This is a genomic window from Pseudomonas sp. GW821-FHT11D10, assembly GCF_058808435.1.
The window spans coordinates 83,040-106,267 of sequence record NZ_JBXARR010000013.1; the positions used below are offsets into that span (position 1 = coordinate 83,040).

General features: G+C 60.0%; 23 protein-coding genes and 2 tRNA genes. 15 read left to right on the forward strand and 10 right to left on the reverse strand.

All coding sequences use genetic code 11. From position 1 onward, the window contains the following. The first annotated feature begins 14 nt into the window (after window positions 1-14). Entirely contained in the window at window positions 15-320 is a 306-nt protein-coding gene (locus tag AC1RT4_RS28200) for a YkgJ family cysteine cluster protein (protein ID WP_007951707.1), read from the forward strand. Between the two features lie 41 nt (window positions 321-361). Here the strand turns inward: AC1RT4_RS28200 and AC1RT4_RS28205 are convergent, their stop codons facing one another. From AC1RT4_RS28205 to hemA, 6 genes are all read right to left on the reverse strand, one after another. Next, window positions 362-880 (reverse strand): acyloxyacyl hydrolase, encoded by a 519-nt coding sequence (locus AC1RT4_RS28205; RefSeq protein ID WP_007951709.1) that lies wholly within the window; start codon window positions 878-880, stop codon window positions 362-364. Window positions 881-992: 112 nt separating this feature from the next. Then, the gene (gene murI, locus AC1RT4_RS28210; RefSeq protein ID WP_493089392.1) at window positions 993-1,784 is read right to left on the reverse strand and encodes a glutamate racemase; all 792 of its coding nucleotides are present in this window, start codon (window positions 1,782-1,784) and stop codon (window positions 993-995) included. Further along, window positions 1,777-2,532, reverse strand: a complete 756-nt coding sequence (locus tag AC1RT4_RS28215; RefSeq protein ID WP_007951711.1) for a molybdopterin-synthase adenylyltransferase MoeB — start codon at window positions 2,530-2,532, stop codon at window positions 1,777-1,779. Before AC1RT4_RS28215 ends, murI begins: the two co-directional genes overlap by 8 nt. Further along, window positions 2,526-3,356 carry a peptide chain release factor N(5)-glutamine methyltransferase gene (gene prmC, locus AC1RT4_RS28220; protein WP_273898659.1) on the reverse strand — a complete coding sequence of 277 codons (831 nt, stop codon included), beginning with the start codon at window positions 3,354-3,356 and terminating at the stop codon, window positions 2,526-2,528. The genes AC1RT4_RS28215 and prmC overlap by 7 nt, the downstream gene beginning before the upstream one ends. Next, window positions 3,357-4,439, reverse strand: a complete 1,083-nt coding sequence (prfA, locus tag AC1RT4_RS28225; RefSeq protein WP_007951714.1) for a peptide chain release factor 1 — start codon at window positions 4,437-4,439, stop codon at window positions 3,357-3,359. After that, complete coding sequence (hemA, locus tag AC1RT4_RS28230) at window positions 4,436-5,722, reverse strand: glutamyl-tRNA reductase (protein ID WP_007951716.1); 1,287 nt, start codon at window positions 5,720-5,722, stop codon at window positions 4,436-4,438. The genes prfA and hemA overlap by 4 nt, the downstream gene beginning before the upstream one ends. Window positions 5,723-5,904: 182 nt before the next feature. Here hemA and AC1RT4_RS28235 point away from each other — a divergent pair, with 182 nt between their 5' ends. The 8 genes from AC1RT4_RS28235 to ychF all read left to right on the forward strand — a co-directional run bounded on the left by AC1RT4_RS28235 (window position 5,905) and on the right by ychF (window position 12,829). Next, window positions 5,905-7,629: a tetratricopeptide repeat protein gene (locus tag AC1RT4_RS28235; protein ID WP_085606997.1), complete on the forward strand. Its 1,725-nt coding sequence runs from the start codon at window positions 5,905-5,907 to the stop codon at window positions 7,627-7,629. A 3-nt stretch (window positions 7,630-7,632) separates the two neighbouring features. Beyond that, window positions 7,633-8,250 (forward strand): lipoprotein insertase outer membrane protein LolB, encoded by a 618-nt coding sequence (lolB, locus tag AC1RT4_RS28240; RefSeq protein WP_007951721.1) that lies wholly within the window; start codon window positions 7,633-7,635, stop codon window positions 8,248-8,250. Window positions 8,251-8,253: 3 nt separating this feature from the next. Then, the gene (gene ispE, locus AC1RT4_RS28245) at window positions 8,254-9,105 is read left to right on the forward strand and encodes a 4-(cytidine 5'-diphospho)-2-C-methyl-D-erythritol kinase (RefSeq protein WP_493089396.1); all 852 of its coding nucleotides are present in this window, start codon (window positions 8,254-8,256) and stop codon (window positions 9,103-9,105) included. 37 nt (window positions 9,106-9,142) lie between these two features. Beyond that, a tRNA-Gln gene (locus AC1RT4_RS28250) sits at window positions 9,143-9,217 on the forward strand. A gap of 47 nt (window positions 9,218-9,264) precedes the next feature. Further along, window positions 9,265-10,206: a ribose-phosphate pyrophosphokinase gene (locus AC1RT4_RS28255; RefSeq protein ID WP_003171603.1), complete on the forward strand. Its 942-nt coding sequence runs from the start codon at window positions 9,265-9,267 to the stop codon at window positions 10,204-10,206. A gap of 141 nt (window positions 10,207-10,347) precedes the next feature. After that, a complete protein-coding gene (locus AC1RT4_RS28260) occupies window positions 10,348-10,950 on the forward strand; it encodes a 50S ribosomal protein L25/general stress protein Ctc (protein WP_230733491.1) in 603 nt (200 codons plus the stop codon). Between the two features lie 171 nt (window positions 10,951-11,121). Continuing rightward, the gene (gene pth / locus AC1RT4_RS28265) at window positions 11,122-11,706 is read left to right on the forward strand and encodes an aminoacyl-tRNA hydrolase (RefSeq protein ID WP_007951726.1); all 585 of its coding nucleotides are present in this window, start codon (window positions 11,122-11,124) and stop codon (window positions 11,704-11,706) included. A gap of 22 nt (window positions 11,707-11,728) precedes the next feature. Further along, window positions 11,729-12,829 (forward strand): redox-regulated ATPase YchF, encoded by a 1,101-nt coding sequence (gene ychF / locus AC1RT4_RS28270; RefSeq protein ID WP_007951727.1) that lies wholly within the window; start codon window positions 11,729-11,731, stop codon window positions 12,827-12,829. Between the two features lie 63 nt (window positions 12,830-12,892). Here the strand turns inward: ychF and AC1RT4_RS28275 are convergent, their stop codons facing one another. Next, the gene (locus AC1RT4_RS28275) at window positions 12,893-14,110 is read right to left on the reverse strand and encodes an MFS transporter (protein WP_493089398.1); all 1,218 of its coding nucleotides are present in this window, start codon (window positions 14,108-14,110) and stop codon (window positions 12,893-12,895) included. 333 nt (window positions 14,111-14,443) lie between these two features. Here AC1RT4_RS28275 and AC1RT4_RS28280 point away from each other — a divergent pair, with 333 nt between their 5' ends. The 4 genes from AC1RT4_RS28280 (at window position 14,444) to AC1RT4_RS28295 (ending at window position 18,444) form a co-directional block, all read left to right on the forward strand. Continuing rightward, window positions 14,444-16,501, forward strand: a complete 2,058-nt coding sequence (locus AC1RT4_RS28280) for a methyl-accepting chemotaxis protein (protein ID WP_493089400.1) — start codon at window positions 14,444-14,446, stop codon at window positions 16,499-16,501. A gap of 115 nt (window positions 16,502-16,616) precedes the next feature. Next, window positions 16,617-16,693: transfer RNA gene (locus tag AC1RT4_RS28285), tRNA-Met, on the forward strand. Between the two features lie 224 nt (window positions 16,694-16,917). Beyond that, entirely contained in the window at window positions 16,918-18,165 is a 1,248-nt protein-coding gene (locus tag AC1RT4_RS28290) for an S-type pyocin domain-containing protein (RefSeq protein WP_493089402.1), read from the forward strand. 9 nt (window positions 18,166-18,174) lie between these two features. Beyond that, window positions 18,175-18,444: a bacteriocin immunity protein gene (locus AC1RT4_RS28295; RefSeq protein ID WP_410239182.1), complete on the forward strand. Its 270-nt coding sequence runs from the start codon at window positions 18,175-18,177 to the stop codon at window positions 18,442-18,444. Window positions 18,445-18,565: 121 nt separating this feature from the next. Here the strand turns inward: AC1RT4_RS28295 and AC1RT4_RS28300 are convergent, their stop codons facing one another. Next, window positions 18,566-19,669, reverse strand: coding sequence for a M14 family metallopeptidase (locus tag AC1RT4_RS28300; RefSeq protein WP_493089403.1), 1,104 nt, complete (start codon window positions 19,667-19,669; stop codon window positions 18,566-18,568). A 155-nt stretch (window positions 19,670-19,824) separates the two neighbouring features. Here AC1RT4_RS28300 and ggt point away from each other — a divergent pair, with 155 nt between their 5' ends. Both ggt and AC1RT4_RS28310 read left to right on the forward strand, forming a co-directional pair. Then, a complete protein-coding gene (gene ggt, locus AC1RT4_RS28305) occupies window positions 19,825-21,657 on the forward strand; it encodes a gamma-glutamyltransferase (protein ID WP_493089404.1) in 1,833 nt (610 codons plus the stop codon). A gap of 187 nt (window positions 21,658-21,844) precedes the next feature. Next, window positions 21,845-22,216 (forward strand): helix-turn-helix domain-containing protein, encoded by a 372-nt coding sequence (locus AC1RT4_RS28310; protein ID WP_074692315.1) that lies wholly within the window; start codon window positions 21,845-21,847, stop codon window positions 22,214-22,216. A 134-nt stretch (window positions 22,217-22,350) separates the two neighbouring features. On the opposite strand, the gene AC1RT4_RS28315 is transcribed toward AC1RT4_RS28310, so the two are convergent. Then, on the reverse strand, window positions 22,351-22,572 hold the full coding sequence (locus AC1RT4_RS28315) for a helix-turn-helix domain-containing protein (RefSeq protein WP_007951734.1): 222 nt from the start codon (window positions 22,570-22,572) through the stop codon (window positions 22,351-22,353). A 7-nt stretch (window positions 22,573-22,579) separates the two neighbouring features. Then, complete coding sequence (locus AC1RT4_RS28320; RefSeq protein WP_493089406.1) at window positions 22,580-23,140, reverse strand: DUF2975 domain-containing protein; 561 nt, start codon at window positions 23,138-23,140, stop codon at window positions 22,580-22,582. Window positions 23,141-23,228 lie beyond the last annotated feature (88 nt).

Below are 23,228 nucleotides of genomic sequence, written 5' to 3' on the forward strand. Positions count from 1 at the left end.
CGTACACTGGCGCCATGAAAACCATTCCCCATCGGCAAATCGCCGAACCCGAGGTCACGTGTTCGACCTGTGCAGCCTGCTGCTGTCAGCTTGAAGTGATGCTGATCACCGACACCGGCGTACCCGAGCGTTTTATCGATACCGACGATTGGGGTGGTGAGGTGATGCTGCGTCTGGACGACGGCTGGTGCGCGGCACTGGATCGCGACACGATGATGTGCACGATCTACGAGAAACGTCCGTTGATCTGCCGCGAGTTCGAAATGGGCGCGCCGGAATGCATCGACGAACGCCAGGGGATTGCCACGGCGTATCGCTGAATACAAAAAAAGGAGCGCGAGGCGCTCCTTTTTCATGGAGGTTACAGCGGCATCGTGTAATGCAGCGAGTAACTTTCGACCCCGTCGTTGTTGCTGCTCAGGCCGGCGTTGGAATAGTGCGTCGCACGAATCCCGACTTCATGCCCGCCATTGAAGCGCAGGCCGAAACCGAAACGGTCTTCAAACTGGAAGGCGCCACCCAGCTTGTTGTCTTCGTACTCGGTGTTGGAGAACAGCGCCACACCGATCCCCGCCTCGACATACGGTTTGACCGACTGACCGGCAAACTCGTAAACAAACACTGGTGAGAAGGACAGGCTGTTGTTGCTGGAGGTCTTGTCGCCCTCCCAATAGGTGTAAGCACCGCTCCAGTAACCGGTCAGGCGACCAACATCACTTTGCAGCCAGCTCTTGTCCCAATCGAAATTCATGCCCAGGCGATAAGTCATCGTCGAATCGCTGGTGGCCCCCACTGCAAACTCGACGCCAGCAGCTTGTGCGGTAAAACTTTGCCCCATCAGTGCAGCCGCAATCGCGGCCAAGCAGAATAGTCGCTTCACGTTGAAACTTCCTTTTCCGGAACGATCGTTTGGTTTTCTAGGTCACTCTGCGCTATAGAAATCTGCGCTTGGTCAGAAGTTCAGCTGACTTTTTAGATATTTCACATTTTTTTTACAAGGTGAATTTTTCGACGTCGCCATCGACTTGGCCCAGCAGGACCAGGGTCTTGCGCAAAGACGCGGGATCGGCGCTGGTCCAGAATCTGACCGGTCGGTTCGGCCCTTCGGCGAGCAGATCACGCTCGGCCAGCAGCCGCTGCAATTGGCGTGCTACCGCCGCGCCCGTGTCGATCAGGCTGATGCTCTCGGGGATCATCGACTTGAGCATCGGCTTGAGAAACGGATAGTGCGTGCAGCCCAGAATGATCGTGTCGCAACCGTTGGCCAGTAGCGGATCGACGTAGTGCTTGAGCAATGCACGCAACTCGGGGCTGTGCAGGTCGCCGATTTCAATCCGCTCGACCAGTCCGGGGCACGGTTGAGTGATGACCCGCACATCGGTGGCAAAACGATCGAGCAGCGCTGCAAACTTCGCACTCTGCAAGGTGCCGGTGGTGGCGAGTACGCCCACTACGCCGCTGCGGGTGGCGGCGGCGGCAGGCTTGACCGCCGGCTCCATGCCGACAATCGGCCACTCGGGAAAGTCCCGGCGCAGATCGGCGACGCCGGCCACGGTCGCGGTGTTGCACGCGATCACCAGCGCCTTGGCGCCCTGCTCGCGGAAAAACCCGGCCATCACGCTGCAACGCTGGCGGATGAATTCCGGGGTTTTCTCGCCATAAGGAATGTGACCGCAATCGCCGAGGTACAGCAGCGATTCATTCGGTAGCAGTTGCTGGATTTCCGCCAGCACCGACAGACCGCCGACGCCGGAATCGAAGACGGCAATCGGCGCTTCACGCATGCTGCGAACCACAGACACTGCAACCCGGGTCGCGTTTGACCCGCAGCTCACGGAATCGCGAACCCAGCGCATCGATCAACAGCAGACGACCCACCAGTGGCTCGCCAAAACCCGCCAGCAACTTCAAGGCTTCCAGCGCTTGCAGGCTGCCGACCAGACCGACCAGCGGCCCGACCACGCCGGCTTCGCTGCAAGTCAGTTCGGCTTCGCTGCCGTGACCGTACAGGCAGTGGTAGCACGGGCTCTCGGCGCGACGTGGATCGAACACCGAAAGCTGTCCTTCAAGGCGAATCGCCGCGCCGCTGACCAAGGGCTTGCGCGCCGCCACGCACGCAGCGTTGACCGCTTCGCGGGTGGAGAAATTGTCCGAGCAGTCGAGAACCAGATCCACCGCCGCCACGGCGGCGGCGAGGGAATCCTCGTCCAGTGCCTGACGATGGGGCACCAGTTTGATTTCAGGGTTGATCGCGCTCAGGCGCTTGAGCGCCGAGTCGACCTTGGTCATGCCGACGCTGTCGGTGTCGTGGATGATCTGGCGTTGCAGGTTGGTCAGGTCGACCGTGTCGAAATCCGCCAGATGCAATTCACCGACACCCGCCGCCGCCAGATACAAGGCAACCGGCGCACCGAGACCACCGAGGCCGACGATCAATACCCGGCTGTCCTTGAGCTTCAACTGGCCATCGATGTCGATGTGTTGCAGCAGGATCTGCCGACTGTAGCGCAACAATTCCTGATCATTCAGCACGGCAGGCGCCCCAGGCTGATCCGTTGATGGCCGCCCAGATCGGTGCGGCTGTGGACTTCTTCGAAACCTTGCGTCAGCAGCAGATCGCGCACGGCTTCGGCTTGATCATAGCCGTGTTCGAGCATCAGCCAGCCACCGGCTTCCAGATGCCCCGGCGCCTGGGCAATGATCAGACGCAGATCGTCGAGCCCGTCGATGCCGGCCACCAAGGCGCTTTCCGGCTCGAAACGCACATCGCCTTCCACCAGATGCGGATCGGCGGCGCGAATATACGGCGGGTTGCTGATGATCAGCTCGAAACGCTTGCCTTCGAGGGCGCTGAACCAGTGACTGCTCAGCACCGTGGCGTTGTTCAAGTGCAGGCGCTGGCGATTGCGCTCGGCCAGGGCCACGGCTTCCAGCACGCGATCCACGGCGGTGACTTTCCACGCCGGGCGTTCGCTGGCCAGAGCCAGGGCAATCGCCCCGCTGCCGGTGCCGAGGTCGAGAACTTTGGCCGGGGTCGCCGGCAACAATTCCAGTGCGGCTTCCACCAGCAGTTCGGTGTCCGGACGCGGGATCAGCGTGTGCGGCGCGACTTCCAGATCCAGCTTCCAGAAACCCTGCTGGCCCAGAATGTAGGCGACCGGCTCGCCGCTGCGACGACGTTGCAGGTACTCGGCGAAGACCAGTGCGGCTTCGCTGGGCACGATGCGCTCGGGCCAGGTGTGGAGAAAACTGCGCGACTTGCCCAGTGCGGCAGCCAGAAGCAATTCGGCGTCCAGACGCGCGGTGGGCGAATCCGGCAGTTCGGCGGCGCGCAACAGGCTGGCGATGATGGTCATTTACTCACCTATCGCTGCGAGCTGGTCGGCCTGGTATTCGGCCAGCAACGGCTCGATCACCGCTTCGACGCCACCGGCGAGGATTTCGTCGAGGGAATACAGGGTCAGATTGACGCGGTGGTCGGTAACCCGGCCCTGGGCAAAGTTGTAGGTGCGAATGCGCTCGGAGCGGTCACCGGAACCCACCAGCAATTTACGTTCGCTGGCGATGGCATTGGCCGCCGCAGCCGTCTGCTGGTCGTTGAGCTTGGCCGCCAGCCAGGCCATCGCCCGGGCACGGTTCTTGTGCTGGGAACGTTCTTCCTGGCACTCGACAACGGTGCCGGTCGGGATGTGGGTGATGCGGATCGCCGAATCGGTGGTGTTGACGTGCTGACCACCGGCCCCGGAGGAGCGGTAAGTGTCGACGCGCAAATCCGCCGGGTTGATCTCGATGGCTTCACGCTCGTCCGGCTCGGGCAATACCGCCACGGTGCAGGCCGAGGTGTGGATACGGCCCTGGGATTCGGTGGCGGGTACACGCTGTACGCGGTGCGCGCCGGATTCGAATTTCAGCTTGCCGTAAACGTTGTCGCCTTCGATGCGGGCGATGACTTCTTTATAGCCACCGTGTTCGCCTTCGTTTTCCGAAAGGATCTCCACCCGCCAGCCACGCCGTTCGGCGTAACGCGAGTACATGCGGAACAGGTCGCCGGAGAAGATCGCCGCCTCGTCGCCACCGGTGCCGGCGCGGATTTCGAGAAACACGTTGCGCCCGTCGTTGGGATCCTTGGGCAGCAACATGCGTTGCAGGTCGGATTCCAGCGTGATCAGCAATTCCTTGGCTTCGCGGACTTCTTCCACGGCCATCTCACGCATGTCCGGGTCGCTGTCCTTGAGCAGCGCCTGTGCGCCTTCAAGATCGCTTTGTACGCCAAGCAGCTTTTTATAGCCTTGTACCACCGGCTCAAGTTCGGCGTATTCCTTGGAATAGGCGCGGAATTTGGTCTGGTCGGAAATGACTTCGCCGTCGCCAAGCAGCGCGGTCAGTTCCTCGAAACGGTCCTGGAGAATGTCCAGCTTATTGAGCAGTGACGCTTTCATTGCGGTTTTTTATCCGAAAAGCTATCCGGTGAGCCCTCGAGGGCAAAGAGTTCCTGAGCCATGGCCAGCGCATCGAGGCGGCCTTCGGCAGAAAGCTTTTTCAACTGCACGCTCGGGGCGTGCAGGAGTTTGTTGGTCAGGCCACGGGCCAGTTGCCCGAGCACGTCTTCGGCGTTGCCGCCGTTGGCCAGCAGGCGCAAGGCCTTTTGCAGTTCTTCGTCGCGCAGGCGTTCGCTCTGTTGACGATAGGCCTTGAGTACATCGACCGCTGCCAGCTCGCGCAGGCGCACCATGAAATCATCGGCGCCGACCGAGACCATCTCTTCGGCAGCCTGCGCTGCGCCCTGACGGCTCTTGAGGTTTTCGGCGACCACTTCGTGCAGATCGTCAACGCTATAGAGGTAAACGTCGTCGAGTTCGCCGACTTCTGGCTCGATGTCACGGGGAACGGCGATGTCGACCATGAAGATCGGCTTGTGCTTGCGCAGCTTCAGCGCACTTTCTACCGCGCCTTTACCGAGGATCGGCAACTGACTGGCGGTAGAACTGATGACGATGTCGCTGCGCACCAGTTCGGCCGGAATATCCGAGAGCAGCACCGCGTGGGCACCGAACTGCTCGGCCAGCAGGCTGGCGCGTTCCAGGGTCCGGTTGGCGACCACGATGCGCTTGACGCCCAGCTCATGCAGATGGCGGGCGACCAGAGTGATGGTCTCGCCGGCGCCGATCAGCAGGGCCTGGCTGCGTTGCAGGTCGCTGAAAATCTGTTTGGCCAGGCTGACGGCGGCAAACGCCACGGACACCGGGTTTTCACCGATGGCGGTGTCGGTACGCACTTGCTTGGCGGCATTGAAGGTCGCCTGGAACAGTCGCCCGAGCAGCGGCCCGATGGTGCCGGCCTCACGGGCCACGGCGTAGGCCGATTTCATCTGGCCGAGAATCTGCGGTTCGCCCAGCACCAGCGAGTCGAGCCCGGAGGCGACGCGCATCATGTGACGAACTGCCGCATCATCTTCATGCACATAAGCACTCGCGCGCAGCTCATCGAGGCTTAAATGGTGATAGTCGGCCAGCCAGCGCAGCACGATATCGGCCGAAAGCTGATCCTGTTCTATATACAGCTCACTGCGATTGCAGGTGGAGAGGATCGCAGCTTCGCGGCTGTCGGTGAGTCGGCAGAGCTGCTGCAAGGCCTCCACCAGCTGCTCAGGGGTAAAGGCCACGCGCTCGCGGACGTCTACTGAAGCAGTCTTGTGGTTGATACCGAGTGCAAGGAAGGCCATTCAAGGTCGCTGATGGTGACGTGAAGCCGGCAATTGTCCTACTTCGTCAGATTCAGAACAACTACCGCTGACTATTGTCCCAATTGTCGGCCCCTATAATGGCCACAATCGAGACTCGGTTATGTTTGGCCGAAGGCTTGTGTCATGATGATCCGACCGCAGGTTAGTCGTCCTCTTCCTATATGAATAGATCTTCCGCGTTGCTCCTCGCTTTTGTCTTCCTCAGCGGCTGCCAGGCCTTGGCCCCCGTTTCGCAGGACGGTGCCTCACCGGTCGAAGACACCACGCCGGCCCCTGAAAAGCCCAAGGTTTACAGCTCGTTCAGCCAGGAAACGGTGTTCAGCCTGCTGAGCGCCGAGCTCGCTGGCCAGCGCAATCGTTTCGATATTGCCCTGGACAACTACGTGACCCAGGCCATCAACACCCAGGATCCGGGCGTTTCCGAGCGTGCCTTCCGCATCGCCGAGTACCTGGGCGCCGACCAGCCGGCCCTCGATACCGCGCTGATCTGGGCGAAAAACGCCCCGGACGATCTCGAAGCGCAACGCGCCGCCGCCGTGCAACTGGCTCGCGCCGGGCGTTATGACGACTCGATGGTCTACATGGAGAAAGTCCTGCAGGGCAAGGGCGACACCCATTTCGACTTCCTCGCGCTGTCGGCCGCCGACACCGATCAGGAAACCCGCAACGGCCTGATGAAAAGTTTCGACCGCCTGTTGCAGCGTCACCCGAACAACAATCAGCTGATTTTCGGCAAGGCCCTGCTGATGCAGCAGGATGGCGACACCAAAGGTGCGCTGACCCTGCTCGAAGACAATCCGCCGGAAGACGGCGAAATCGCCCCGATTCTGCTGCGTGCACGCCTGCTGCAAGGGCTGAATCGCGGCGACGAAGCCTTGCCACTGCTGCAAAAGAGCATCAAGAAATACCCGGACGACAAGCGCCTGCGCCTGACTTACGCGCGGATGCTGGTAGAACAGGACCGGATGGACGACGCCAAGGTCGAGTTCTCCACCCTGGTTCAGCAATACCCGGAAGACGACGAACTGCGTTACTCGCTGGCGCTGGTCTGCCTGGAAGCCAAGGCCTGGGACGAGGCCAAGGGGTATCTGGAAGACCTGATCGCCCGGGAAAGCCATGTCGACTCGGCGCACCTGAACCTGGGCCGCATCGCCGAAGAACGCAACGACCCGCAAGGCGCGCTCATCGAGTACGCCCAGGTCGGCCCGGGCAACGACTATCTGCCGGCGCAACTGCGTCAGGCCGATATTCTGATGAACAACGGCAAGACCGCCGAAGCCCAGAGCAAACTGGCCGCCGAACGTGACGAGCAGCCGGATTACGCGATTCAGTTGTACCTGATCGAAGCCGAAACCCTGTCCGCCAACAATCAGGGCGACAAGGCCTGGAAAGTCCTGCAACAAGCCTTGCAGCAGTACCCGGACGATCTGAACCTGCTTTACACCCGCGCGATGCAGGCGGAAAAACGCAATGATCTGGCGCAGATGGAAAAAGACCTGCGCCTGATCATCAAGCGCGATCCGGACAACGCCATGGCCCTCAACGCCCTCGGCTACACCCTGTCCGACCGCACCACCCGCTACGCAGAAGCCAAGGCGCTGATCGAGCAGGCGCACCAGATCAACCCGGAAGACCCGGCGGTTCTCGACAGCCTCGGCTGGGTGAACTTCCGCATGGGCAATCTGGAAGACGCCGAGAAATATCTGCGTCAGGCCCTCGAGCGCTTCCCCGATCACGAAGTCGCGGCGCACCTGGGCGAAGTGCTGTGGGCCAAGGGCAAGCAGCGCGAAGCGAAACAAATCTGGGGCAAGTTCCTCAAGGACCAGCCTGACAGCACCATCCTGCGCAGCACCATCAAGCGCCTGACCGGATCCGAGACTCTTTAACTCATGTTTTTGCGCCACGTCATAGTTTTCAGCTTCATCGCCCTGCTCGCCGGTTGCGCGGGCTTCGGCGCCCGTGAATCGGTCGAAGGCCACGGCAATCCGGCACAGTGGGCCGCGAACAAACAACACCTGACCGGCCTCGACGGCTGGCAGATCGACGGCAAGATCGGCATCCGTGCCCCGAAAGACTCGGGCAGCGGCACGCTGTTCTGGCTGCAACGTCAGGATTACTACGACATCCGTCTGTCCGGCCCGCTGGGTCGTGGCGCGGCGCGACTGACCGGTCGCCCGGGTGCGGTGTCGCTGGAAGTGGCGAATCAGGGCCGTTATGAAGCGCCGACTCCGGAAGCGCTGGTCGAAGAGCAACTGGGCTGGAAACTGCCGGTCTCGCATCTGGCCTGGTGGGTTCGCGGCCTCCCGGCACCGGACAGCAAAAGCCGTCTGACCCTGGACGGCAACAGCCGTCTGGCCAATCTGGATCAGGATGGCTGGCAGGTCGAATACCTCAGCTATGCCGAGCAGAACGGTTATTGGCTGCCCGAGCGAATCAAGCTGCACGGCACCGATCTGGACGTGACGCTGGTGATCAAGACCTGGCAACCGCGCAAATTGGGGCAATAACGCATGACCGCTCCATGCCTGACGCTGCCCTCGCCGGCCAAACTCAACCTGATGCTGCACATTCTCGGTCGCCGTGAAGACGGTTATCACGAGTTGCAGACGCTTTTTCAGTTCCTCGACTACGGCGACGAAATCACCTTCGCCGTGCGTGACGACGGCGTGATTCGCCTGCACACCGAATTCGACGGTGTGCCTCACGAAAGCAACCTGATCGTGCGCGCGGCGAAAAAACTGCAGGAACAATCCGGCTGCTCGCTCGGCATCGACATCTGGATCGACAAGATCCTGCCGATGGGCGGCGGCATCGGGGGCGGCAGTTCAAACGCGGCCACCACCCTGCTCGGCCTCAATCATTTGTGGCAACTGGGTTGGGATGAAGATCGCCTGGCTGCACTGGGCCTGACACTGGGTGCCGACGTGCCGGTGTTCGTGCGTGGCCATGCGGCTTTCGCCGAAGGTGTCGGCGAGAAACTGACCCCGGTCGAGCCCGCCGAACCGTGGTATGTCGTGCTCGTTCCGCAAGTCTCTGTTAGTACGGCAGAAATTTTTTCAGATCCATTGTTGACACGTAACACGCCGCCCATTAAAGTGCGCCCCGTTCCCGAGGGAAACAGTCGAAATGACTGCTTGCCGGTGGTATCAAGGCGTTATCCAGAAGTACGTAACGCATTGAATTTGTTAGGTAATTTTACCGACGCAAAACTCACCGGAACTGGAAGTTGTGTGTTTGGGGGCTTCCCAAGCAAAGCTGAAGCTGATAAAGTCTCGGCCCTTCTGACAGAGACCCTTACAGGGTTTGTAGCGAAAGGAAGCAACGTTTCGATGTTGCATCGCAAGCTGCAAAGTCTGCTCTAAAGGAACCAAGTGCCCGGCACTTGCAAGCAACAGATACAGGGGCGTCGCCAAGCGGTAAGGCAGCAGGTTTTGATCCTGCCATGCGTTGGTTCGAATCCAGCCGCCCCTGCCATTTTCCTATACTCATCCAGGTATACCCTCAGCCTTCAGGTACTGCGCGTGTCCAAGATGATGGTCTTTACGGGGAACGCTAACCCCGATCTGGCTCGGCGTGTCGTACGTCAGCTGCATATCCCTCTCGGTGACATCTCTGTCGGTAAGTTTTCCGACGGCGAAATTACAGCCGAGATCAATGAAAACGTTCGTGGTAAAGACGTCTTCATTATTCAGCCGACTTGCGCTCCGACCAACGATAACCTGATGGAACTGGTAGTGATGGCTGATGCCTTCCGCCGCTCCTCGGCTACTCGTATCACTGCTGTTATTCCTTATTTTGGTTATGCCCGTCAGGATCGCCGTCCGCGTTCCGCACGTGTGGCTATCAGCGCGAAAGTCGTTGCTGACATGCTCACCGTAGTCGGCATCGACCGTGTTCTCACGGTTGATCTGCATGCTGACCAGATTCAGGGTTTCTTCGATATTCCGGTAGATAACATCTACGGCTCCCCGGTTCTGGTGGATGACATCGAAGATCAGCGCTTCGAGAACCTGATGATCGTGTCCCCGGACATTGGTGGCGTCGTGCGTGCACGTGCCGTTGCCAAGTCCCTGGGCGTGGATCTCGGGATCATCGACAAACGCCGTGAGAAAGCCAATCACTCTGAAGTGATGCATATCATCGGTGATGTCGAAGGGCGTACCTGCATTCTGGTCGATGACATGGTCGATACCGCCGGCACTCTGTGCCACGCGGCCAAGGCCCTGAAAGAGCATGGCGCAGCCAAGGTCTTTGCCTACTGCACACACCCTGTGCTGTCGGGTCGGGCCATCGAGAATATCGAAAATTCCGTGCTGGACGAGCTGGTGGTCACTAACACCATCCCGCTGTCCGCTGCAGCACAAGCCTGTGCACGTATCCGTCAACTGGATATCGCACCGGTTGTTGCCGAAGCGGTTCGCCGCATCAGCAATGAAGAATCGATCAGCGCGATGTTCCGTTAAGGGCCCTGCCCTTCTCGAAATGTCTCGTTGACGAAAAGCGCCCCGCCCCGGCATTCCTGCCGGGGCGGGGCTTTTTTGCCCATACCGTGTTCGGCGCTGGTCGCAAACGCCACTCGGTCATGGCTATTTTGGAGATACAAAATGAACGATTTTACTCTGAATGCTGAAGCGCGTTCCGACCTGGGGAAAGGTGCGAGCCGCCGCCTGCGTCGTCTCGCCGCCCTGGTTCCAGCTGTTGTTTACGGTGGCGACAAAGCCCCTGAATCCATCAGCATGCTGGCCAAAGAAGTTGCCAAACTGCTCGAAAACGAAGCTGCCTACAGCCACGTTATCGAACTGAACGTTGGTGGCACCAAGCAAAACGTGATCATCAAGGCTCTGCAACGTCACCCGGCCAAAGGCCACGTGATGCACGCTGACTTCGTCCGCGTTGTTGCCGGCAAGAAACTGACCGCTATCGTTCCTGTGCACTTCATCAACGAAGCTGCTCCAGTGAAGAAAGGCGGCGAGATCTCGCACGTTGTTGCTGAAATCGAAGTTTCCTGCGAAGCCAAAGACCTGCCTGAGTTCATCGAAGTCGACCTGGCTAACGCTGAAATCGGCACCATCGTTCACCTGTCGGACCTCAAAGCTCCTAAAGGTGTCGAGTTCGTTGCTCTGGCACACGGCGATGACAAGGCTGTTGCCAACGTCCACGCTCCACGTGTTGCTCCAGAAGCTACCGAAGAAGGCGCAGCAGAGTAATTCACTCTGTCATGCCTGAGTGAGCAGGTAACATCGCGGACTGGAACGTAGCGAGAAAGCGGGCGGGAACGCGGAGTTTACATCCATGGTAAATGAGCATTTTTCGTCCACTTTCGTCGCCTTCCCTGATCGCGGCGATGTTATCCACCACTCAAAGGAAGGGCCCCTATCGTGACTGCCATCAAACTGATCGTTGGCCTGGGAAATCCAGGCGCTGAATACGAGCAGACCCGGCATAACGCAGGGGCCCTTTTTGTTGAGCGCATCGCCCACGCACAGAACGTGAATCTCGTGGCCGATCGCAAGTATTTCGGCCTGACCGGGCGTTTTTCGCATCAGGGTCAGGATGTTCGTCTGCTGATTCCCACCACCTACATGAACCGCAGCGGCCAGGCCGTGGCGGCACTCGCCGGTTTCTTCCGCATCAAGCCTGAAGAAATCCTGGTGGCGCACGACGAACTCGATCTGCCTCCGGGCGTCGCCAAACTCAAGGTTGGCGGCGGCCATGGCGGTCACAACGGGTTGCGCGACATCATTGCGCAATTGGGCAATCAGAATACGTTCCACCGCCTGCGGCTTGGCATCGGCCACCCGGGCGTCGCCAGTATGGTTTCAAATTTCGTCCTGGGTCGTGCGCCACGCGCCGAACAGGAAAAACTCGATGCCAGCATCGACTTTGCCCTCGGCGTGCTGCCGGATATCCTCGCCGGTGAATGGAACCGCGCGATGAAAAACCTGCACAGCCAGAAGGCCTGACTCTAATCCGAGGGGAAACACCATGGGATTCAATTGCGGCATCGTCGGCCTGCCTAACGTCGGCAAGTCCACCCTGTTCAACGCCCTGACCAAATCCGGGATCGCGGCCGAGAACTTCCCCTTCTGCACCATCGAGCCGAACAGCGGCATCGTGCCGATGCCGGATCCGCGTCTGGATGCTCTGGCGGCCATCGTCAATCCGAAGCGCATCCTGCCGACCACCATGGAATTCGTCGACATCGCAGGCCTGGTTGCCGGCGCGTCGAAAGGTGAAGGTCTGGGCAACAAGTTCCTGGCCAACATCCGCGAAACCGACGCGATCGCTCACGTCGTGCGCTGCTTCGAAGACGAGAACGTGATCCACGTTTCCAACAGCGTCGACCCGAAGCGCGACATCGAAATCATCGACCTGGAACTGATCTTCGCCGACCTCGACAGCTGCGAGAAGCAACTGCAGAAAGTCGCGCGCAACGCCAAGGGTGGTGACAAGGACGCAGTGGCCCAGAAGGCCCTGCTCGAGCAACTGATCCCGCACTTCAGCGAAGGCAAGCCTGCACGCAGCCTGATGAAGAACATGAGCGCCGACGAAAAGGCGATCATCAAGGGCTTCCACCTGCTGACCACCAAGCCGGTCATGTACATCGCCAACGTCGCTGAAGACGGTTTCGAGAACAACCCGCACCTGGACGTGGTCAAGGCCATCGCCGAAGAAGAAGGCGCGATGGTCGTTCCGGTCTGCAACAAGATCGAAGCGGAAATCGCCGAGCTGGACGACGGTGAAGAGAAAGACATGTTCCTCGAGGCCCTGGGCCTGGAAGAGCCTGGCCTGAACCGCGTGATCCGCGCCGGCTACGAAATGCTGCACCTGCAGACCTACTTCACCGCCGGTGTCGAAGAAGTCCGCGCCTGGACCGTCCGCGTCGGTGCCACCGCACCACAAGCCGCTGGCGTGATCCACACCGACTTCGAGAAAGGCTTCATCCGCGCCGAAGTGATCGCCTACAACGACTTCATCCAGTACAAGGGCGAAGCGGGCACGAAGGAAGCCGGTAAATGGCGTCTGGAAGGCAAGGACTACATCGTCAAGGACGGCGACGTGATGCACTTCCGCTTCAACGTGTAAAAGCTGCACCCATGAAAAAGCCGCGTTTGATACGCGGCTTTTTTGTGCCTGAAATTCAATCCGTCAGGCCTTCTTGGTTCTCGGCAGGAAAATCGCCAGCACCCCGAACAGCGGCAGGAACGAGCACAGGAAGTACACGTACTCGATGCCGTGAATGTCCGCGAGATGACCGAGCAACGCAGCACCGATCCCGCCAAAGCCGAACATCAGACCAAAGAACACCCCGGCAATCATCCCGACATTGCCCGGCACCAGTTCCTGCGCGTACACCACGATCGCCGAGAACGCCGAAGCGAGGATGAAACCGATCACCACGCTCAGGACGCTGGTCCAGAACAGGTCGACATGCGGCATCAGCAGGGTGAATGGCGCAACACCAAGGATCGAGAACCAGATCACCGCCTTACGCCCGATCTTGTCGCCAATCGGCCCGCCGAAGAACGTGCCCGCCGCCACCGCGCCGAGGAACAGGAACAGATGCAGCTGGGAACTGGCCACCGACAGGTCGAACTTCTCGATCAAGTAGAAGGTGAAGTAACTGGTCAGGCTGGCCATGTAGAAATACTTGGAGAACACCAGCAGCCCGAGCACCACCAGCGCGCTGGTCACCCTGCCCTTCGACAGTCCGTGAGTGGCGGCCTGACCGGCCTTGAGCTTGAACAGGTTCAGGTGATGGGCGTACCAGCGGCTGATGCGATAGAGCACGAACAGCGCAAACACCGCGAACAGCCCGAACCACGCCACGTTGCCTTGGCCGAAAGGAATGATGATCGCCGCTGCCAGCAACGGGCCGAATGCCGAACCGGCATTACCACCGACCTGGAAGGTCGATTGCGCCAGGCCGAAACGTCCGCCCGACGCCAGACGCGCGATACGAGACGCTTCAGGGTGGAAGGTCGAAGAGCCGATACCGATCAACGCCGCCGCCAGCAAGATAAGCGGGAAGCTGCCAACCATCGACATCATCGCAATCCCGATCAGCGTGCACACGGAACCGGCCGGCAGCAGCCACGGTTTCGGATGCCGGTCGGTGTGATAACCGACCCACGGCTGCAACAGCGAAGCAGTCAACTGAAAGGTCAGGGTAATCAGGCCGACCTGGGTGAAACTCAGGCCATAGTTGGCCTTGAGCATCGGATAGATCGACGGCAGCACTGACTGGATCAGGTCATTGATCAAATGCGCCAGCGCCACCGCGCCGATGATGCGCATCACCAAAGGGCTGCTTTGTGGAGGAGCGGACGCCGAGGCAGCGGCGGTCTGAACGTTGCTGATAGCCATGGGAGTTTCCGGACTGCAGATGGGTGCACGCGGGCAGGTGCGTCAATGTGCCATTTTTCGGTGCGCCAGCGCCATCCCCTTAGCCAGCTAACGAACTATTCAGTCGTCGCGCCGCAAGTGATAGCGCAACGCCATGGTCTGAATCTTGCCTTGCTTATCCGCTTGAACGCGGCGCCCTTACAAAGGGCATCGAGAATGGGAAGTTTCGCTACAGAGCCGGCCTACAGAGCGGGCAAGGGTGAACTTTCGAGGCCTTTTAGCAGGGCACCAATCCCGGTCGCAACGACCGCGATGCACGCCGATGGTGCGTGGTGTCCAGAGGAGTCATGGGGCATGCAGGCTTTTTTATCACCGGGGATCGGATTGCTGGGGCGGTTTGGCTTCGCGCGAAAATTCCAGTTGTTGTTTCTGCTGTTTATCCTGCCGTTGGCCGGCAGCCTGTTGATGATCGGCCAGGACTATCGCGACAAACTCAACCTGATCGCTGGCGAACGTGCCGGTGTGCGGCAGTTGCTCGCCCTCGATGCACTCGACAACCTGCTCGCCGCCCAGCGCGACCGCGCCGCCCGCTGGCGCGCCACGGAAACCAACCGCCAGCCGACGCCCGCGACCCTCGCCGCCATGGCCGCCTTCGATGGCGTGCAACCAGCCGTTGCCCAGGCGACGCTGGAGCTGGGCAATGCCTTGCAGGCCGAAGGTGCGGAAGGTGAAACCCTGACTCGCTATCAGGCCCTGCAAGCCGCGCTCAATGGTCTGGACTCGAAAAGCCTTTCCGGTGTCGGTTGGTGGCCGGACGGTTACGACCGCTTCACCAACGCCCTCAGCGCGCTGCAAGCTTTGCGCGAACAGATCGCGATGGACAACCGTCTGATCCTTGCACCGTGGCTGGAAACCTATCTGCTGACGCAGATTTCCACCCAGCACGCACCGGACTTGATCGAACGCGTCGGTCGGCTGGCAGCCGTCGGCCAGGCGTCCGTGGTATCCGGTCAGTTCACCCTGCAAAGCCGTCTGCAACTGCGTGACCTGCGCAGCCGCATCGGCGATGCCCGCGAGCAGCTGGTGAAAACCGCTGGCCTGCTCGAAGCGCGTCTGCCGCCAGCCCTGCAAGGCTGGGCCGGGCAATATCATGACAGCCTCAAACAGCTGGACGTCGGGTTGAAAGTGCTGGATGACGGCGTGTTCGGCGGCAGCATCAATCTCAAGCCTGAAGAATTCGAGCGCACTCTCGATGCCCTGCTCGGCAACCTCGCCACGCTGCGCCAGCAATCACTGATGTCGCTGGATCAGCGGCTGGATGACTACCACGGATCGGCAATTCGTCAATTCATCATTGTCGCGGCTGTGTTCGGTTTCCTGTTGCTGGCGGCGCTGTATCTGTTCGTCTGCCTGCAAGCCTCGATCCGTCGGAGCGCCAGCGGCATCACGCTGCTGGCCGAAGCCCTGCGCGACGGCAATCTGAGCCTGCAAGTGCCGGTCGTGGGCCGTGATGAACTGGCGTCGATCAGCACCGCGCTCAACGTGGCCGTGGTGCAGTTGCGCACCAGCCTGCTGGGTGTCGATCACGAGACTTCGCAACTGAGCAACGCGGTGCGCAGTCTCAACGATCACTCCAGCGGCGCCCTCAGCGAAGTCGAGGCCCAGCAATTGCAAATCAGCCAGATCGCCGCAGCGGCCACGCAACTGGCGGCGACGTCTCAAGGCGTGGCACAGAGTTGTGAGCAGGCTTCCGGCAGCGCTCAGCACACCCGGCGCATTGCCGCCGACAGTAGCCGTGACAGTCAACGGACCACGGCGAGCATCCAGCAGCTCAATCAGCGTCTGAACGAAACTGCAGCAGCGCTCGGCCGGGTCAGCGAGCAAGGGCAGCAGATTCAACTGGTGGTCGATACCATTCGCGGCGTCGCCGAGCAGACCAACCTGCTCGCACTCAACGCCGCTATCGAGGCCGCTCGCGCCGGGGAACAGGGTCGCGGTTTTGCCGTGGTGGCCGACGAGGTGCGCAGCCTGTCGCAACGTACGCAATCGTCCACGGCACAGATTGCCGGAACGGTCGACAGCCTGCGCAATACGGTCAATGAAGCCGTGAGCCTGATGGAGGCTGCGTGCGGCCAGGCGCAATCGGACGCGGAAGCGGTCACGGGGCTTGGCGAACGCCTGGGGGAAATCGCCAGCGCCGTGCAGAGCGTCACCGACACCCTCGCGCAAATCGCCACGGCGGTCGAAGAACAGGCCAGCACCGCCGATGAGGTCAGCGGCAATATCCAGCAGGTGGATCAGGCGGCGGTTCGCCTGCTCGAAGGCGCGCGGGCCGTGAACCTGGCGGCGGACACCTTGAGCCAGGGCAGCCATGCCTTGAGTGCCAACACCGGAAGATTTCAGCTGCGTTGAAAGCCCCTTCCGCCCCGATTTTCGGCGCGGGAGGATAAGCGGTTGAAAATAAGAAGAAATATTTTGAATTTACGCTTGACGCTTTTCCATTTCAGGGGAATAATGCGCGCCACTTGGCTACATAGCTCAGTTGGTTAGAGCATAGCATTCATAATGCTGGGGTCCGGGGTTCAAGTCCCTGTGTAGCCACCAAGTACTAAAAACGGCTTACCGAAAGGTAGGCCGTTTTTTTATGCCTCGAGAAAAGTGCCCCACATCGGTGGCCGACCTGATTCCGTAGGAACAGAGCGCGAAAGGCGTACGAAGAGGATTATTCATTCGATCAGGCCACGATATCTCGGCAAGTCGGTTTGATCGCTCTCCCGATTGAACGACAAGCTCCCCTGTCTCGATCCCAAGACAGACAGGGAGTTGTCATGGACCTGGACAGGTACCTTTTCGACGATGAATGGTATCGAAAACGTCCGAACGGCGGCGCTTCATGGGCCGCGTGGAATCCGCCCCGAGAGCCGGAACCCGTCTACGTTCCGACGGACGAATGGCCAACCCCAAAACCCCGCGACGATCTGGTATTCGCCAAGTCCTGCACACCGGAAAACTGGTGCCGGACGGATGCCGGCACAACATCTGAGCCCGCCTCCAGTTTCGGCAAGGTCATGGTGGCAGGCGCCATGCTCTTTCCCTCTGCCAGCACCGCTGTTGCGACTGCTATAGGTGCCGACCTGGCGTTGGGGCGCATGGCCGGCGGCGGAATCCTGCAACAGCGCCTCAATTGGGCAGTACGTGGTGCAGGCGGGCCGGCGAGTGTGTTCCTCCTCGGGATGCTCCCGACCAGAATGGGCGACGGCACGCTTCACACCGACGAACAGTTACGCAACATGAGTCGCGCCACCACTCGCGTGCGCTTCCAGTTCCGGCGCGATGCCAAAGGGGTCATGCAGGTCTACGGCATCCACACCGGCGCTTCGGGCGATGACTCGGTGCGTACCGTAAAAGTCGAGTGGAACAGTGACAAGACTGCGATGGAGGCCAAGCTCAACGGCATCACGATTTTGTGGACACCACAACGCGGTCCGCTCGGTTCAATGCCACCGCTGGTTTATCCAGAACACGGCGAGCCACTCAGCACGATCCTCGTGCATCCAATCCCCGAGAACACCGATAGCCAGATAGAAGGCCTGCCCGGCGAAGACATCACCGCCGAGGATTGCATTCTGGTGTTTCCGGCGGAGACCGGACTCAAGTCGTTGTATGTGGTGTTTTCGAAGCCGGCGAGATTGATGCCGGGAACGGTAACGGGGATTGGTGAGGATGTTTCCGGGGTATGGCTTGACCATGCCCGGGGGGGGTCTGGCGCGCCAATCCCAACCAGCATTGCCGATTCACTAAGAGGGCGTGAATATTCCAGCTTTGATTCATTCAGGCGCGCCTTCTGGGCCGAAGCATCAAAAGATGCCAGGCTAGCCGGGCAACTCAGCGAAGATAGCCTGGAGCGTATGCGCAACGGAAAGGCGCCTCGCGCCCGATTAGCTGATGCGGCTGGTAAGAGAATCTCTCACGAAATTCATCATGTGGAACTGATATCTCAAGGCGGCGAGGTCTATAACGTTGACAACATGAGGGTCCACACTCCTAAAAATCACGTCGAAACACACCAGGATTGAGGCAACTGCATGAGCGACCCCTTCATCAAAAGCAATTTCTCTGATTACACCGAACAAGACTTCGTTGAGTTCATTGACGAGATCAGAAAGGAAGACAAGGCACCTACAGATGACCGTGCAGATATTTTATTGCTGCACTTCAACAAGATTGTTGGGCATCCGAGCAAGATGGATCTTATCTACTACCCTGAGCCGGGTGCTGACACGTCGTCCTCTGGCATAGCCCGTACAGTCGCTGCATGGCATGAAGCAAACGGACTGCCAGGATTCAAGAAGTGAAGATCTATGAAAAAACATTCTGACTACACAGAAGCTGAGTTCATTCTGACATCCACAGTCAAAACCGCTGCGTATAATCAAGCAGTCAAAACGGCTTACCGAAAAGTAAGCCGTTTGTTTATCACTCGCCCACCAAGGCCACCAGCCCCTTCGCCCAGATCTGCCGCGTGCGCAAACCGACCATCGCCCGCCAGTCCGGATCGGCCGGATAGAACTGCTCCAGCAGATTCAGTTTGATCTCGCGCCCCGTCGCATCCAGTGGATCGCCATGCAGATGCAGCCAGTGATCGTCGCGCAGGTAACGATGCACGTCCGGCCCCGGATAAGTCCCGCACTCGATCACGAACGGCATCAGTTGCAGATTCGGCAAAGCGCTGAGCAGTGCCTGCGAGGTGTAGCCGGTAGCGGTCGCGGCAACGCCGGTTTCACTCAAGGTTTCGGCACCGGTGTGCAGCGTGTAGAGCCACGGGCCGTAAATCGACTGCGCCTTTGCCAGCGCCGGATAAGGCGCCTGGGTAATCGTCAGCAGCATCGGATGCCCGTACTCGCCGGCGCCGGTGTGCAGGTCGAAACACATCACGGTTTCAGCACCGGCCAGATGATTCTCGATGATTGAATGCAACGTGCGATTCGACCAACTCGGCGCGAGCCCTCCAAAGAACAATCCGTCGGGATGACTGTGCTGCCCGCCCTCGACAATTGACATGACTGCCGGCCAGCCATGCTCGGCGATTTGCGCATCCAGCAAGGCATCAGCCTTCTGCCGCTCGGGGCCGTTCAAATCGGTGCAGGCGTAAATTTCATGCAGAGCGGCGTAAGCCTGGTTGTCCGGAAGCGGTCGGTTGAAGTCCAGGTGATTGCGGTTGAGGTCGATATTGTCTTCATTGACCCGCCGCAGCCATGCCGTGCCCCACGGGTTGATCAGGTGAATCATCACCACCGCGACATCTTTCGGCAGCGAGTCCGGCGTGAAATGCTTCAGCCAGTCGATCTGGCACTCCGAACCGTAATAACCCTCAACCCCGTGGGTGCCGCTGAGCACCACCAGGCGCCGTTTGGCCGCTGGATTCCCCAGCACCGCCACATCGGTACTCAAAGGCTCGCCAAACGGCCCATTGAGCGGATGCGCGTACGAAGAGAGCGTTGCACCCGCCACCTTCGCGGCGGCTAGAAAGCGCTCGCGCTGTTCGTGATAGCTGGGCTGTGTCGGAAACTCGTTGTGCATGGCGGCCTCTTGTTGATTGTTCTGGCTTCACGTTTGCCCCAGACCCTACAGAAAATCCGCCAAGGCATGAAGGACAAAGATACCTTCGGTTTGCGTCGTACACGGTCGGCCGATACAGTCCGTCAGACTTTTATCCCACGGACGGAGAGCCCCGCGTGCTTCCAGCCCTGCCCCTGAACCGTTTTCGCCTGCCCGCCCTGACGCTGATCGTCAGCGCCATCGCCCTCACGGCCTGCAACGCACCGCCCTCCTCGACCCTGCCGCTGGCACCGGAAGCCGCCTCCGGCTACCGCACCGGCCTGCAAGCCAGCCACGCCGAAAAACACATGGCCGCCGCTGCCAATCCGCTGGCCGCCGAGGCCGGTCGCGAGATGTTGCGTAAAGGTGGATCGGCCATCGATGCCGCCATCGCGATGCAAGCCGTGTTGACCCTGGTCGAACCGCAATCCTCCGGGATCGGTGGTGGCGCGATGATCGTGCTGTGGGACGGCAAACAGGTGCGCACCTACGACGGCCGCGAAACCGCACCGGCCGGCGCGACCGAGAAGCTGTTTCTCCAGGCCGACGGCAAACCGATGCCGTTCCCGCAGGCGCAGATCGGTGGACGCTCTGTCGGCACGCCGGGCGTGATGCGTGCATTGGAACTGGCGCACAAAAAGCACGGCCGCTTGCCGTGGGCGACATTGTTCGATCCGGCGATCAAACTGGCCGAGCAGGGTTTTGCGATCTCCCCGCGCCTGCATTCGCTGCTGGAGTCGGATCCGGTGATTCGCCGCTCGCCGGACATGGCCAGGTACTTTCTGAACAGCGATGGCAGCGTCAAAGCCGTCGGCACGCGACTGCAAAACCCGGCGCTGGCCGCCGTGCTCAAACGCATCGCCAACGAAGGTGCGGACGCACTTTACAAAGGCCCGATCGCCGAAGAGATCGTGGCCAAGGTTCAGGGCCACGCCAACCCCGGCAGCCTGTCGCTGAACGACCTTCAGCACTATCAGGCCAAGGAGCGCGCGCCCCTGTGCACCGACTACAAGCGCTGGCAGGTTTGCGGGATGCCGCCGCCATCATCGGGCGGGATTGCGGTGGCGCAGATTCTCGGCACCTTGCAGGCGCTGGAAACCCGCGATCCGCGTCTGGCCCTGACGCCGCTCAAGCCAGTGAAAACCGATAAACCCGCCGGCATCGAACCTGCGCCGCAAGCCGTGCACCTGATCGCCGAAGCCGAGCGCCTGGCCTACGCCGACCGCGCGCAATACGTAGCCGATACCGACTTCGTGCCGGTGCCGGTCAAAGGTTTGGTCGACCCAGGTTACCTGGCCAGCCGCGCCAGCCTGATCGGCGAACGCAGCATGGGCAGCGCCAAACCCGGCACACCGCCGGGCGTGCAGGTTGCCTACGCGCCGGATCGTTCGCCGTTGCGCATTTCCACCTCGCAAGTGGTGGCGGTCGATGACTTCGGTGGCGCAGTGTCGATGACCACCACCATCGAAGCCGCGTTCGGCTCGCACCTGATGGTTCAGGGCTTCTTGCTCAACAATCAGATGACCGACTTCTCGTTCATCCCGGAAGAGAACGGACAGAAAGTCGCCAACCGCGTAGAGCCCGGCAAACGCCCGCGCTCATCGATGGCGCCGACCCTGATCTTCGACCGCAACAGCGGCGAGTTCGTCGCCACCGTCGGCTCTCCGGGCGGTTCGCAGATCATCGAATACGTGGCCAAAACCACCGTCGGCCTGCTCGACTGGAACCTCGACCCGCAAAGCGCCATCAGCCTGCCCAACTTCGGCAGCCGCAACGGCCCGACGGAACTGGAACAGGGCCAGTTCAGCCCGACGCTGATCCAGGCACTCAAGGACAAGGGCCACACCGTCAACGAAATCGACATGACCAGCGGCACCCAGGCCATCGTGCGGGTCAAGGATGCTCAGGGGAAGGCAACGCTGTCAGGTGGGGCAGATCCTCGGCGTGAAGGGGTAGCGTTGGGGGATTGAATCAGCACTGCCAACTGAAAAAGGCTTACCGAGAGGTAAGCCTTTTTTGTAGGTCCATGAATCCAATTCGGCTAAATCACGCTGCCTTTTCCTACACCGGAAAAATGCTGTCCGGGATAGAGTGCTGCAGAGTTCTCACAAACAGTACGACGCAATCGACGCTGATACCGTCGAAATGGAGTAACCCATGAACATACGTCCGATTCATACCGAAGAAGACTACCGTGCGGCGCTCAAAGACGTGTCCGCTCTTTTCGAGAATGAGCCAGAACCCGGTACGCCTGAAGGTGATTACTTCGACATCATGATCACCCTTATCGAGGCCTATGAGGCCAGACATTTCCCACTTGACCTGCCCAACCCGATTGATGCCATAAGGTTTCGGATGGAGCAGTCCGGGCTGTCAGCAGCCGATCTCGCTCCTGCAATTGGCCGGACAAACCGCGTTTATGAGGTTCTGAATGGCAAACGCGCGCTGACGCTTCCGATGATCTGGAAGCTTCACGAATTGTTCGGTATTCCGGCAGAAAGTCTGATCAAACCCATGAAATCGGTCTGATAAAAAACAGCCGTGCAGGCACCTCAATATGTATTGCCTACCCTGAATTCCCCACCCACCCACTGAAAAAGGCTTACCGAGAGGTAAGCCTTTTTTGTATGTCCATGAATCCAATTTGCCAGCAACCGAAACCCTCAGGCGTCACCCTCCTCCCCCGCCACCCGAACCAGCAGATCCCCGGGCTGACAGTTGAGGTACTCGCAGATGGCATCCAGTGTCGCCAGGCGCAGCCCTTTGACCTTGCCCTGTTTGAGCAGCGACAGGTTGGCCTCGGTGATGCCGATGGCGGCTGCAAGGTCTTTGGATTTGACCTTGCGCAGCGCGAGCATCACATCCAGTTGAATCACGATAGGCATGAGGACCTCAAATAAACGTACGGTTTTCCCGATCCACTTCGCTGGCCTGCGCCAGAATCCGCGCGATGATCGAAATGCACGCGGCCAGAAACAACGCGACGAACGAGGCCGCCGTGATGCTCAGGGTAAACAGCCGCTCACCGACCGGCGCATTCTGGGTGACCCACAGGCTGAGCATCGGCTCACAGAGGAAATCCAGCAGCACCCAGATCGCCACCGCTCGCCCGACCTTGCCCAGATGCTCCGCCGTTTCCCGGGCGAAATACTCACCTCGTGCATAGCTCTGAAACAACCGGCGCAAATGGTTCAGGCCCGACGCCAGTGCCAGCAGGGGAATGCTCGACAGCACGATCCCGCCCAGCTTCTGCCACCACGGAAACAGCGTGGCGGTGTCGGCCATGTGTGACAGCTGGCGCTCGGTCAGCGCAAACCCCAACCCCCAGCCTTCCTGTTCCGCCAACGGTGGGTAAGCCCATATGACAGCATTGAGCAGCAGCATCACGACGATCAGGATCAACGTTATCGTCGCCATGCGCCGACTGAATTGCACGAGCCAGTGGGTGGTCATGGGAAAGCCTCACAAGAATGAATGTGAGCGCCACCCTAACGATTAAAATTATCGAATAACAATAATTAATTGCTGCAAAACATTAATA

Excerpts from the sequence above, each read along its gene's own strand:
- AC1RT4_RS28200 (WP_007951707.1), top strand. The coding sequence starts at position 15 with ATGAAAACCATTCCCCATCGGCAAATCGCCGAACCCGAGGTCACGTGT.
- prfA (WP_007951714.1), bottom strand. The coding sequence starts at position 4,439 with ATGAAAGCGTCACTGCTCAATAAGCTGGACATTCTCCAGGACCGTTTC.
- AC1RT4_RS28280 (WP_493089400.1), top strand. The coding sequence starts at position 14,444 with ATGCAGGCTTTTTTATCACCGGGGATCGGATTGCTGGGGCGGTTTGGC.
- AC1RT4_RS28235 (WP_085606997.1), top strand. The coding sequence starts at position 5,905 with ATGAATAGATCTTCCGCGTTGCTCCTCGCTTTTGTCTTCCTCAGCGGC.
- murI (WP_493089392.1), bottom strand. The coding sequence starts at position 1,784 with ATGCGTGAAGCGCCGATTGCCGTCTTCGATTCCGGCGTCGGCGGTCTG.
- AC1RT4_RS28275 (WP_493089398.1), bottom strand. The coding sequence starts at position 14,110 with ATGGCTATCAGCAACGTTCAGACCGCCGCTGCCTCGGCGTCCGCTCCT.
- hemA (WP_007951716.1), bottom strand. The coding sequence starts at position 5,722 with ATGGCCTTCCTTGCACTCGGTATCAACCACAAGACTGCTTCAGTAGAC.
- AC1RT4_RS28295 (WP_410239182.1), top strand. The coding sequence starts at position 18,175 with ATGAGCGACCCCTTCATCAAAAGCAATTTCTCTGATTACACCGAACAA.
- AC1RT4_RS28290 (WP_493089402.1), top strand. The coding sequence starts at position 16,918 with ATGGACCTGGACAGGTACCTTTTCGACGATGAATGGTATCGAAAACGT.
- AC1RT4_RS28320 (WP_493089406.1), bottom strand. The coding sequence starts at position 23,140 with ATGACCACCCACTGGCTCGTGCAATTCAGTCGGCGCATGGCGACGATA.
- ychF (WP_007951727.1), top strand. The coding sequence starts at position 11,729 with ATGGGATTCAATTGCGGCATCGTCGGCCTGCCTAACGTCGGCAAGTCC.
- prmC (WP_273898659.1), bottom strand. The coding sequence starts at position 3,356 with ATGACCATCATCGCCAGCCTGTTGCGCGCCGCCGAACTGCCGGATTCG.
- AC1RT4_RS28300 (WP_493089403.1), bottom strand. The coding sequence starts at position 19,669 with ATGCACAACGAGTTTCCGACACAGCCCAGCTATCACGAACAGCGCGAG.
- ispE (WP_493089396.1), top strand. The coding sequence starts at position 8,254 with ATGACCGCTCCATGCCTGACGCTGCCCTCGCCGGCCAAACTCAACCTG.
- AC1RT4_RS28260 (WP_230733491.1), top strand. The coding sequence starts at position 10,348 with ATGAACGATTTTACTCTGAATGCTGAAGCGCGTTCCGACCTGGGGAAA.
- AC1RT4_RS28310 (WP_074692315.1), top strand. The coding sequence starts at position 21,845 with ATGAACATACGTCCGATTCATACCGAAGAAGACTACCGTGCGGCGCTC.
- AC1RT4_RS28315 (WP_007951734.1), bottom strand. The coding sequence starts at position 22,572 with ATGCCTATCGTGATTCAACTGGATGTGATGCTCGCGCTGCGCAAGGTC.
- lolB (WP_007951721.1), top strand. The coding sequence starts at position 7,633 with ATGTTTTTGCGCCACGTCATAGTTTTCAGCTTCATCGCCCTGCTCGCC.